The sequence below is a fragment of the Spirochaetota bacterium genome, from assembly GCA_026414805.1.
Lineage (GTDB): Bacteria > Spirochaetota > UBA4802 > UBA4802 > UB4802 > UBA4802.
In genome coordinates this window covers 1-11,239 of sequence record JAOAIH010000087.1, presented here as the reverse complement: position 1 = coordinate 11,239, position 11,239 = coordinate 1, and the positions used below count along the sequence as shown (strand labels likewise).

Genomic DNA, 11,239 nt, shown 5'->3' with positions numbered 1-11,239 from the left:
CACCTATCTCTTTGGCTGCACTGCCTGAGCGCTGCGCTAAATTCCGTACCTCACCAGCTACCACTGCAAAACCTCTGCCCTGCTCTCCTGCACGTGCTGCCTCAACTGCAGCGTTGAGTGCCAGCAAATTAGTCTGGAACGATATCTCATTAATGAGCGTTAATATCTCACCTATGCGCTTGCTTGATGCGTTAATCTCATTGATTGCTACCACTGCATCATTTACAAGCTCATTGCCATTCTTTGCTAAATCCCGCGTCTTCTCAGCTATCTGATTTGCCCGCGTTGCGTGCTCGGCATTCTGTTTTATGGTTGCTGTCGCTTCCTCAATTGTTGCTGCTATCTCCTCAAGCGATGATGCCTGCTCACTGGTGCGCTGCGACAGGTTTTCATTACCATTTGCTATCTCATTGACTGCCTGGGTTAAATTGCTTACCGCTACTTTCACCTCAGCAACCAAACGCTCTAAATTATCAGCTGCTGTATTTAAAGATTTTGCCATAATACCGATTTCATCATTTTGTTCAAATGCTATCCTGTCAGATAAATTCCCCTTAGAAAGTTGTACAGAAAAATGCATTATTTTTTTTATTGGTTTTGAAATTGTGTTAGCAATTAACAGTGTTACAATTATGGTAATAACAGTCAAGACTGCAAAAACAACTATAAATGTTCTATTTAAAATAGAAATTGCTTCTCGTATATCTTCAACATATATTCCTGTTCCAATTATCCACCCCCAAGGTTTATATGCTTTAACAAAACTGATTTTAGGTACAATTTTATTTGCCTGGTCCTTATACTGCCACATATAATCTACAAAGCCTTCTCCTTTTTCATTACAAACCTTAACCATCTCTACAAAAAGATGAACTCCATTTGGGTCAGATACACCGCTAATATCTTTTCCATCAAGATCACTTCGAAATGGATGCATAATCATTACTGGCTGGAAATCATTAATCCATAAATAATCTTTTCTATCTGGACCATAACGCACAGCTTTTATTATTGAAATAGCCTGTTTTTGAGCTTGTTCAAGAGTCATTAAACCCTGTTTATACTGAGCATCAAGATCTATAATAATATGAATTGCAGCTTCAACAATATCAGTTATTTTCTCTCTCTTCTTGTCTATAAGTGCTTTCTCTACCAATGGCAAAATATATATAAATATTACCAACCCAAATACTAAAATAATGAGCAAACCAAGAGTGATAATCTTATATTTTATTGACAGATTTTTAAATGTTAAATTAAGCTTTTTCATTTAAACTCTCCGCCACATAATTATTAAAGTAAATTATTGTTGATATAATAATATATAATAAAAACACTAAAGGTTGAAATTTATTAAATCAACAATTTTTTTATTTCATCTCCTCAAAATAGATAGCCGCATCAAGTACATCCATGTACACTCCATCAAAGCCTGCATATATAATTTTTCCTATATAGCTGTCAATAAAATTTTCACCATCGCCGGCACCATATATTATCCTATGCCACTGTGTATCCCAATATCGTACTTTCCAGTTGCCTTTCCAATCTGGATTTTCTTTTTCTAAAAACCATGGCTTATTTTTTTTCCATTCATGCTTCCAGTAATAGCGATAATCTTCAGCCTCACCAACCGACATATATGCAAGCACCAGGCGCCGTGCACCATTTGGCTTTTTTTGCAATACCATCACTTCACTTTTTGAAAATAACTGGTCCCAAAAAAACGCATCAATAATCAAAACATCGTACCAGGTCAAGGATAGTGCCTTTATAAATTCTTCCTTGCTTTTAAATTTTTCAGGGTTTATCAAATACAAAAAATTTTTTGCTTGCGATAGCTCCGTAACAGCATCTTCATTTTTTGAAAACATCCATGATGGAATAATTGAACAGGCTCTATTGGTTTGAAATGATATAAAACCTTTATTGGATGACCTTTGGTATGAATCACGTGCCTTTTCAAATGTTGTAGGATAATCAATAACCAGTACTGGCTTTTTATACTGTGAAAATATTTTCAAATATGATAAAAAATACTGTGTGATTTTTTCAGGTGTTTTTACTCCATCTTTATTTTCATATCCATAAAAAAGCTCTTCAATTCCAGTTCCATCTAATGCATTGATATAGTCTATAGCTACTTTACCTTTAGGTTTTCCATTTATTGTAACTAGCTCCAAGGCGTTTTGTCCAATCACGTAAAATGCTGGGTTGTGTTTTTTTGCTTCTTTGCTTATTGCAATGACAAGCTCACGCATTTTCTGTCGATAGTCTGCTTTTGCGTTGCACAGCGTTGTTGTTATGAGTATTATAAAAAATATGGAAAAGAATCGCTTCATAAAGTTACCCCACAAAAATAGAATTTCATTTTTAAACTCACCCTCAGGCCCTCACCTTAAGCAGGGAGAGCATAGTTATTATTGAAGTTGTTGAAAAAAAAGCTTTTTGCAAAGTACATTATGCACAAAAACCATAGTACACGATTGCTCAATCGTGTACACTTCGTCGGTCATTGATACATTATTACACTAAAAATAAGGAAGGATTATATGTTACAATGAATGCGTGGTCAAATAAAAAAAGAATTTTTGGTTATACTCTGCATCCAATAAATTGGCGATATAGTTTAATATGCTGGCGCCTCTTTAAATTAGCGCCAGCGTTTAAAATACAATTGTCTTCAAAAAAGGAATTTACTTTAAAACAAAAAAGCTTACCGCACCGGTAAGCATTAAATCCTTCATCCTCCTCCAGTGGCTGTGGAACATGAAGTTTTTATGTTTCCACTTGCAAACACCGAAAATATTTTTTCAGTATTTGTGGAATGGCAATATGGGCACTCAGGCGCCTTTGTATCACCCATTTTTCTTAGCTCACTGAATGTTGTGTTGCAGTCATTGCACTTAAATTCATAGACTGGCATAATTCAAAACCTCATTGACTAATATCATAATTACATGGTAAACAAAATAATACTAATATATTAGTAATTTAATATATACTTAAATATCAGAAATTTCAATAAAAAACTTTTCTATTTCACACATATTACTTGTTTAAAAAAAATCGCAGGCGCTATTATTACGTTACGCCTGCGATTAAATAAGAGTTCACGGTAATATAATTGAAATTAGAGGTTTATTTATTTTTGCCTGGCACCACCTTGCTGTTCTTTTGGATTCAATGTTACTGTCTTTTTATTGTTTGCTTTTGAACGTTCTGCAATTTGATTAGTAGCGTCAATAAACACCGTCACATTTGTTTCCTCAGCAACCGTTATATCCGGAACTGTATAATTTACCTCACCATACTTCAAATTACGCTTGGGATCAAATTCAGGTAATTTAGCTTCAACCACTTTATCACCCGCAGTAATGCGCAGTATCACCGCCTTGTCACCTGTTTGTTTCCATAATGCATCCGGCATCCAGCCTTTATCTTTGTCTAGCGTTACTACAATACGGTTACCTCGTGCCAATGATATATCTTTAACAAGCAAATCGGGTTTATTTGCATCCTGCTCCCATAAGCTGCGTTCAACTTCAAACATTTCACCCGGGAAATCAATAAGTATGGTGCCTTCTATTTCAGAATTATTCTCATTTTCTACAATCACAACATATTTCCCTTCCACTTCAAGGCGTTCCTTATCATCTATGATGTGTTCTAACCTTGCATTGTTATTCAAAAAGGCATTATCACTGCCATGATACCACTTTGGGGGATTATCCTTTTTTCCCAGAACTTTCTTTACATTATACTTCAGATTATCAAAGAGACTTTTTAAGTATTTGGCACGTAACATCACTATTGAAGGTACATATTTATCTTCAATTTGTATCCATTTTTCCCACAGATTTGGGTCTACCTTGTCAAATGCTCTCACATCAACTAACGTTACACGCACAGGTGTTTTTGGACTTGCCTTTGTTACCTGTACATATACACGCAGTTTGCCAGGCCCCGTAACTTCCAGAGGATACAGCAGTGTGAACTCATCGCTGGGTTTGCCCGGATACGCTTTGAATGTTTGATAAATCAACCCTTTTTTTTCATCCATTGAGTATGTCAGGGATGTGATAATAAAAAGTACTATTGCAATAAAAAAAACTTTACGCTTCATATAACCTCCATACTATAATGATGTGTATGTAAAACAATCAATGAGTTATTGTATCAAAATAATAAAAAGTCAAATAAAAAATACTATACTGGAGGATACCATGAACCTGCACCTTGAAAATAAGATAGCTGTTATAACAGCAGCAAGTAAAGGGTTAGGAAAAGCCGTTGCATCTGAGTTATCTAAGGAAGGGGCGTTATGTGTAATATGCTCGCGCGATAGTAACCTATTACACAAAACCGCAGAAGAAATAATGTCACAAACCGGCAACAAAGTCATTGCATATCCGTGCGATGTGACCAACCCTGATGATATTGCTGAACTTAAAGATGCAGTACTAAAAGAGTATGGCAGAGTTGATATACTCTTTACAAATGCAGGAGGTCCACCAGCAGGTTTTATCCAAAATTTTTCACCTGATGATTACCGAAAGGCTATTGAGCTTAATTGCATTAGTGCAATTAACCTTATATATGCCTTTCTTCCCCTCATGCAAACACACAAGTATGGCCGTATTATTGCATCAACTTCAATTACAGTAAAACAGCCCATTGATAATTTAGTACTTTCAAATGTATCGCGAGTGGGAGTTATTGCATTTGTAAAAAGCATTGCCAATCAATACGGTAAATACAATATTACTGCAAATGCGATAGCTCCGGGATACATCCTCACTGATCGCCTCAAAACACTTATTGAACTTAAAGCCCAGCAAGAAAATATCACCTATGAGAAAGCATTAGCAGCTTTTGCAGCAGAAATACCGTTGCAGCGCATAGGAATGCCAGAAGAATTTGCTTCACTGGTGGCTTTCTTAGCCTCAGAAAAAGCTGGCTACATCAACGGACAAACAATACTAATAGATGGGGGAATGTATAAAGGTTTGATGTAGTATAGCAAATAAAAGATTATCATTCTTACAATTTTATACACAAATCTATGTGTTGATATACTCTGCTTTTAGGAGGGAGTTTGGAGATATCATTGTATCCAATTATGTATTGCTGAAAATATTTATCACTATTTTATTAAATTTGATATCCTAGCCTCGTAATACCATGCACCAAAGCAATTATTCTCTTTCAAAATGAAACGGTGGTTTCACGCACCAGTCCCCGTTCCCCTTTACATACTCTTACCCCTGGTTTATTTCTGTATGCATTATTACCCTTTCCACGACAGGCTGCCAAGTAGCTTCCATTCAGATCCTCACCTGTATCCTAACGCACCATACCTTCCTGTACAGTGCGATCTCACAATTCCCTTGCTCAGTATTTGATCTACACTGTGCGTTGCGCTGTGTTGTAACTGTACTTAATGTAGTAGCGCTGTCCTCGGTGATTGGCTAACTATTACCGTTGTTATGTTGCCATACTCAACATACGCACATTACCATATGGTATAGCACTACTGTCCCCCTGATACGTAGGTGCGCGGTTGCTTTTTCCATTATCTATATAAATGCTATAACTCTAAAATTAATCCAACAGGACAATGATCTGAACCTTCAACTTTATCTAGGATAAATGCATCCTTAACCTTGGGTACCAGATCATTGCTCACAAAAAAGTAATCAATACGCCAGCCTATGTTACGCTCACGTGCCTTTGTTTTGTAATCCCACCACGAATAGTGACCACCCTCTTTTATAAACAATCGGAAAGTGTCAGTATAGCCATGCGCAATTAACTTATCTATCCACGCACGCTCTTGGGGTAAAAACCCAGATACATTTTCATTTTCTTTTGGGCGTGCAAGGTCTATTTGGGTGTGTGCAGTATTCACATCGCCACACATAACTATGCTTTTGCCTTTTTTACGCACATTTTCAGCATGCTCTAAAAATGCATCATAAAATTCCATCTTGTACTGCAAGCGTTCTTTTGAAGCTTTGCCATTTGGGAAGTAAATGTTGTACAGCACAAACGCATCATAATATGCTATCAGGATACGACCCTCAGTATCAAAGCGCTTAATACCAAATCCAGTCTCAATTTCTTGTGGTTTCATAGTTGAATACAGCGCAACGCCACTATATCCCTTTTTTTCTGCCTCAGCAAAATACGCATGGTACCCTGCAACATCTTGCAATTCAGCAGGGAACTGTTCCCTTGTAGCTTTGGTTTCCTGCAGGCATAATATATCCGGTTTTTCAGTAACAAACCACTGGTAAAAGCCTTTTTTGTATACGGCTCTGATTCCATTTATATTCCATGAAATAAGTTTAAGTTTCATATATGCTTTTGGTATAACTATATTTAATTTGCTGAAAGGACTATAACTTTATAAATGCTATGATCACACTTGTTTCCGAAACAATCAGTCCAAACGACCATATCATAAACTGGAATAGCCTTTTTGATAAAAGATCAAATCTATTTTTAAGTAATTCCATACGCTTTTCAAGTAGTTCAAAGCGTTTGTCTACCATTTCAAATCGTTTTTCCATCAATTCAAAGCCTTTTTGCATCAACTCCCGCTGATGGTTCAATTCTTCCTCAACACGTACCATTCGCTCACGAAGTTCTATTTCGTATACTACAGGAGGTTTTGCAAGGCTCTGCTGGGCCAATATACGTGGTAAATTATCCCTTAAATAATTTTCAATAAGTTCAAAATCTTTTTGTTCTAATGCCATAATAAACCTGTTTTGAAAAATGGTGCAAAAACAATGAATGCTTTACTATACAACAATGTAGTATACTGCTATCACAAAGTCAATCTAAAATTACAATATGAAATAATATTATTTACTCTTCACCGCTTTAATTATATACATAAAAAGTATAACTGCAATAAGCTCAGTTGCTACAGAAAATATAATAATATATTGTATATTGATTTCATATAACCATCCCATCACACTTGCTCCAATGAACATACACAGCCCATACGCGGTATTAAATATACCATAACCGGTACCTCGTTTTTTAAGTGAGGTGAGATCAGCTATTGCAGCACGCATTATTGTTTCATGTATGGCCATCACCAGTCCCCACAGCACAGTGCCAATTGTCACTGCAATCCAATTAAAACTGAAAGCTAATACCGGAACTATCGCCGAAGCTAAAGGTATGATCATAAGTACCCGTAACCCCTTGCTGTCATATAGTTTACCGATAACTATCGCAAAAACTGCATCAACTCCCATTGCAATTGCATACAGCAAAGGTATACTCATATCTGCCATAATATTTTGTGATTTTAAATGATAAGCAATAACCGGAAAGTTTGCAAAACCAATAATGGCAAAACCAGAAAACGCCGTATATAGCCAGAACGTTTTGGTTAATGTATCAGGTTGGGTGTCTGCAGGTTTAGCTGTTTCAAACTTTTCTGGATGAGGAACAAGATACCGTGCAACTATAAGAACAGCCATAAGAAGCACAAACGGAATCCACAGTATGGTATACCCCAGGTTGTAATCAACAACATACGCAAAGATTGCAGTAAAAATTAAAGGCCCGGCAATAGCGCCAATCTGGTCCATTGCCTCATGCAAACCAAAACCAAGTCCACGCCCAACCTGTGTTGTTACCTGCGATAAGATGGTATCCTTTGAGGGGCTTCGCAGTGCCTTCCCCAAGCGCTCTGCAACCATTAAAAGAGCTGCCACCTGCCATAAACCCGTTAGCGCCAAAAGCGGCACTGAAACAAGCAAACCATAGCCAACAAAAGTAAACAGCCAGTATGCCCTAGTCCTATCGCTGACATACCCTGAAACCAGGCGTATAGCATATCCAATGAACTCGCCAAGCCCTGCAATAATGCCAACCCACAGCGCACTTGCACCTAACTCTTTTAAATACTGTGCATTGACACTTCGCGCACCTTCGTAAATGATGTCACCAAGCAGGCTTATGATGCCAAAAAGAATAATAAACTGATACGCGCGTTTTTTCATGTCAGTCATTGTATTCCTCCATATCGCGAAGCGCAAATATCCAGCGCAAATAGCGTTTAATATCGCTTATACTCATATTATACCCCAGATAAATGCCATCCACCCATAATTCAAAATGAAGATGTTGCCCATATTTTTTCCCTTGTGCCTCACCAAGCAATCCTGAGTTGCCAACCCAGCCAATGCGTTGTCCCTTTTTTACAATTGTACCAATTTTAATTTTTTCATCTATTTTTGATAGATGATTATACGTAGACAATACTCCATTTTTATGGTCTATCCATACTTGCCTTCCGCCAAATGAGCGCTTCACAAATGTTGCTGGATTTTTTTGGTAATAGAGCGATAGCTCTTTCCATTCATCCTCAGTAGGGGGAACATACTCAGTGTCAGCCCTCACCACTACTCCGTCAGCACATGACAAAACCGGTGTGGTTTCATCAACCGGTATTGGAAGAAAATTGTCTTCATTAAAGTAATAGAATATATCAAGGCCATAATGTATTCCACCACGATATCCTCGTGGCGCATTGGGATAACCAGAATCATTTTCAGGGAACAGGCCATTTCTTATTGGGAAGCAAAGATTATACAAACGCTTGTCGTAATACTGTAGTTTTGAACTTCCTGCATATACTGCTATTTCAGCAATTGCTGCGTAACCATCAAATGTAGCATCCTGCGGTATAACAATTCTGAAGGTACTTGCATCAATGCCATTTAATTTCACTATAACAGTGCGTTGATAGCGACTATTGCCAAATAAACCCTTTTTGTCTTTTTGTAAAAAATTTATGCGCGAATAATCAAACCACTTGCCATCATACATAAACTGTAGAATACAATATCGCAGAGTTTTATAATTGTCTTTTGTGCCTGCAGTGATTGCAATATCAGTCATAACACGCTTTACACCAAAATCAATCTCAATCCATTGCTCGCCACCAAATTTTGAAATCCACGATGTTTCTTCATCATCATCTAGCGCTTTTTCACCTTTATGGTTTTTACTAAAGTTGCTGCTTGTAGCATAATATATTTTTTGCTGCGTGTTGTTGCCACATATTATATATTCTTTACCTTGCGTACTTCGCGTAGGCACAAAATTTGTGATAAGTAAAAATGTGAGCAATGAAGAAATCGTTGTTAGCATAGTTAACGACCACAGCATTTTTTATATTTCTTACCGCTGCCACAGATGCAGGGATCATTGCGTCCAATTTTTATATTCTGGTCAATTTTTTTCTGCAATTTGCCATTTTTAAGATAGTTATCTCGCACCTGTTTTCCATATTGTATGAGTATTTCTACAGCATCAGGAAGTGCCAAAATATTTTTTGTAAGTTCTTCTTTAAATTTATCAACATCTACCATTTTTAAGAATTCTTTACTAAGAGGCAATTTATCCGGATACAGTATATATGCCGTCATATATATCACAAAAAAACACGTATACATCAGTTCTTCTTCTACTTGCAATGTTTCAAGAATTTGTTTATCTGGTGGCATCCAATCGTTATAATCAAGTATAATACCTCGTATAAAGCCATAACACCAATCCTGAATTGCATGAATCATTTCATCTGTAAGATTATTTTCAGCAATAGTAAATGGGAATACCAGTTTATTATTATTTAGTGCATACGTATATGTGTTTTGTGCTTGTACCAAACATTCATTGAATGAGCTTACATCTTCAAACGAATCAAATACAGGGCTGGAGCTTCCAAATATTGATGCAACAATTTCATCTGAAGAAATAAAAGGGGATGAAATACAAAGACCAAATAAAAAACCATCTAATTGATCAATTGTGAGTACATCTTTATTAAGTGATGGCTGTAAATATTTTTTTAATTGTTTTTCCTGCTTTTCTGAAAGGAATTCTATTTTTTTCATATAAACCCCATAAATATTTTAAGAAATATAAATTTATTATAATAAAAAAAATTTTAATTACAGTGCTGTATCGTTACTTAACAAACAGAAGCTGGCATCGTGTATCCTGATATTTTTATTTTTTTGTAATAACACTGTTTAACCAACATTTTAAGTTTTTACACATCAACAATGATAATTTGTACCTATAGACTATCAGTACTATAATTGTATTACATATATTTATTTTCAATAAATTTAATTAAAGATGTTACTACTTCATTAACCGGTGTTTTTATACCATGTTGCTTTGCAAGCTCAACAACTGCTCCGTTTAATGCGTCTATCTCAGTTTTGCGTTTTGCCTGTATATCCTGCAGCATGGATGAACGGTGCTCACCGGTGGTGGGCAACAATTTTGAATAGAACACCTCTATATATTCGTCAGCACTTTTGTAATGGGTTGTGTATCCTGCTTTATGCATTGTTTCAAATATCTCATAAAATATATCATTCATGATTGCTTTTGTATGTTCTGATTTACCCAGATCACCATACGGAACATTAAAGATAGCTCCAAGTGGATTCAATGCGCAGTTATACAGCATCTTTGCCCATATATCTTTTGCCACTTCTTCTGTTACTTCTGCAGGCATTCCACCTTTTGACAATGCTTCCGCAAGTGCTGTAAGCTGATTAACATCACCATTATACAACGAACCTATATGTATTGAATCAGCATGTACAGTTATATCTACATGATGTAATGCTGGCTTTATGTATCCTGTCATTACTCGTGCATTGAATATTATTTCTTTATCAAAATATTGTATAAACTTTTCCGCATTGCCCCATCCATTCTGAAATAGGATAATGGGGCATCTGCTTATTTTTTTTTCATATTTTTTTAATAGCTGTGCGATAGTTTGCGACATATATGATTTTATGCATACACATATATAATCAAAATCAGCTGAAGGTATATTTTCCAGCCAATCATAGACGGTGAATTGTTCAGGTTTTATTGTAAATTGACCCAATACTCCTGTTTGCACTATCCCTTTTTCTCTAAGGGCACTAACCGTTGGCTCCACATCAATAATAGTTACCCCACAGCCAGCTCTAATAAGGCTTTGAGCCAAACCCAATCCCACTGCTCCGCCACCATAGACTAGTATGTTCATTTATTACCCTCACATCCTTGCAATAGCATAAGCCATAACGTATACACACTTATTAAGCGTTGTAAAAACATATCTTTTTTTCAAGACTTTTTCTTTATTACAATGTGAATAATTATGAACACCCAAAATTATCAATCTTTTAGCAAG

The 11,239-nt window shown here is 36.3% G+C and carries 11 protein-coding genes; 1 reads left to right on the top strand and 10 read right to left on the bottom strand.

Translation table 11 applies throughout. The annotated features are described in order from the left end of the window. The 4 genes from N3F66_13510 to N3F66_13495 form a co-directional block, all read right to left on the bottom strand. A partial coding sequence (locus tag N3F66_13510; GenBank protein MCX8125161.1) for a cache domain-containing protein occupies window positions 1-1,270 on the bottom strand: 1,270 nt, incomplete at its 3' end. 100 nt (window positions 1,271-1,370) lie between these two features. Continuing rightward, entirely contained in the window at window positions 1,371-2,342 is a 972-nt protein-coding gene (locus N3F66_13505; GenBank protein MCX8125160.1) for an endo alpha-1,4 polygalactosaminidase, read from the bottom strand. A gap of 401 nt (window positions 2,343-2,743) precedes the next feature. Continuing rightward, on the bottom strand, window positions 2,744-2,926 hold the full coding sequence (locus N3F66_13500; protein MCX8125159.1) for a zinc ribbon domain-containing protein: 183 nt from the start codon (window positions 2,924-2,926) through the stop codon (window positions 2,744-2,746). Window positions 2,927-3,145: 219 nt separating this feature from the next. Beyond that, the gene (locus N3F66_13495) at window positions 3,146-4,126 is read right to left on the bottom strand and encodes a hypothetical protein (protein ID MCX8125158.1); all 981 of its coding nucleotides are present in this window, start codon (window positions 4,124-4,126) and stop codon (window positions 3,146-3,148) included. A 100-nt stretch (window positions 4,127-4,226) separates the two neighbouring features. On the opposite strand from N3F66_13495, the gene N3F66_13490 reads away from it, so the two are divergent. Next, window positions 4,227-5,018, top strand: coding sequence for an SDR family oxidoreductase (locus N3F66_13490; GenBank protein ID MCX8125157.1), 792 nt, complete (start codon window positions 4,227-4,229; stop codon window positions 5,016-5,018). A 572-nt stretch (window positions 5,019-5,590) separates the two neighbouring features. On the opposite strand, the gene N3F66_13485 is transcribed toward N3F66_13490, so the two are convergent. From N3F66_13485 to N3F66_13460, 6 genes are all read right to left on the bottom strand, one after another. After that, window positions 5,591-6,361 (bottom strand): exodeoxyribonuclease III, encoded by a 771-nt coding sequence (locus N3F66_13485; protein MCX8125156.1) that lies wholly within the window; start codon window positions 6,359-6,361, stop codon window positions 5,591-5,593. Between the two features lie 40 nt (window positions 6,362-6,401). Then, window positions 6,402-6,764, bottom strand: coding sequence for a hypothetical protein (locus N3F66_13480; protein MCX8125155.1), 363 nt, complete (start codon window positions 6,762-6,764; stop codon window positions 6,402-6,404). A gap of 108 nt (window positions 6,765-6,872) precedes the next feature. After that, the gene (locus N3F66_13475; protein ID MCX8125154.1) at window positions 6,873-8,039 is read right to left on the bottom strand and encodes an MFS transporter; all 1,167 of its coding nucleotides are present in this window, start codon (window positions 8,037-8,039) and stop codon (window positions 6,873-6,875) included. Beyond that, window positions 8,032-9,183, bottom strand: coding sequence for a M23 family metallopeptidase (locus N3F66_13470; GenBank protein ID MCX8125153.1), 1,152 nt, complete (start codon window positions 9,181-9,183; stop codon window positions 8,032-8,034). Before N3F66_13470 ends, N3F66_13475 begins: the two co-directional genes overlap by 8 nt. Before the next feature lie 2 nt (window positions 9,184-9,185). Continuing rightward, window positions 9,186-9,929, bottom strand: a complete 744-nt coding sequence (locus N3F66_13465) for a UPF0149 family protein (protein MCX8125152.1) — start codon at window positions 9,927-9,929, stop codon at window positions 9,186-9,188. 212 nt (window positions 9,930-10,141) lie between these two features. Further along, window positions 10,142-11,092 carry a 2-dehydropantoate 2-reductase gene (locus N3F66_13460; GenBank protein MCX8125151.1) on the bottom strand — a complete coding sequence of 317 codons (951 nt, stop codon included), beginning with the start codon at window positions 11,090-11,092 and terminating at the stop codon, window positions 10,142-10,144. Window positions 11,093-11,239: the final 147 nt, after the last annotated feature.

Bases quoted from the DNA above. Each gene is read 5' to 3' on its own strand.
- N3F66_13490 (MCX8125157.1), top strand. From the start codon at position 4,227: ATGAACCTGCACCTTGAAAATAAGATAGCTGTTATAACAGCAGCAAGT.
- N3F66_13465 (MCX8125152.1), bottom strand. From the start codon at position 9,929: ATGAAAAAAATAGAATTCCTTTCAGAAAAGCAGGAAAAACAATTAAAA.
- N3F66_13485 (MCX8125156.1), bottom strand. From the start codon at position 6,361: ATGAAACTTAAACTTATTTCATGGAATATAAATGGAATCAGAGCCGTA.
- N3F66_13500 (MCX8125159.1), bottom strand. From the start codon at position 2,926: ATGCCAGTCTATGAATTTAAGTGCAATGACTGCAACACAACATTCAGT.
- N3F66_13460 (MCX8125151.1), bottom strand. From the start codon at position 11,092: ATGAACATACTAGTCTATGGTGGCGGAGCAGTGGGATTGGGTTTGGCT.
- N3F66_13495 (MCX8125158.1), bottom strand. From the start codon at position 4,126: ATGAAGCGTAAAGTTTTTTTTATTGCAATAGTACTTTTTATTATCACA.
- N3F66_13505 (MCX8125160.1), bottom strand. From the start codon at position 2,342: ATGAAGCGATTCTTTTCCATATTTTTTATAATACTCATAACAACAACG.
- N3F66_13480 (MCX8125155.1), bottom strand. From the start codon at position 6,764: ATGGCATTAGAACAAAAAGATTTTGAACTTATTGAAAATTATTTAAGG.
- N3F66_13470 (MCX8125153.1), bottom strand. From the start codon at position 9,183: ATGCTAACAACGATTTCTTCATTGCTCACATTTTTACTTATCACAAAT.
- N3F66_13475 (MCX8125154.1), bottom strand. From the start codon at position 8,039: ATGACTGACATGAAAAAACGCGCGTATCAGTTTATTATTCTTTTTGGC.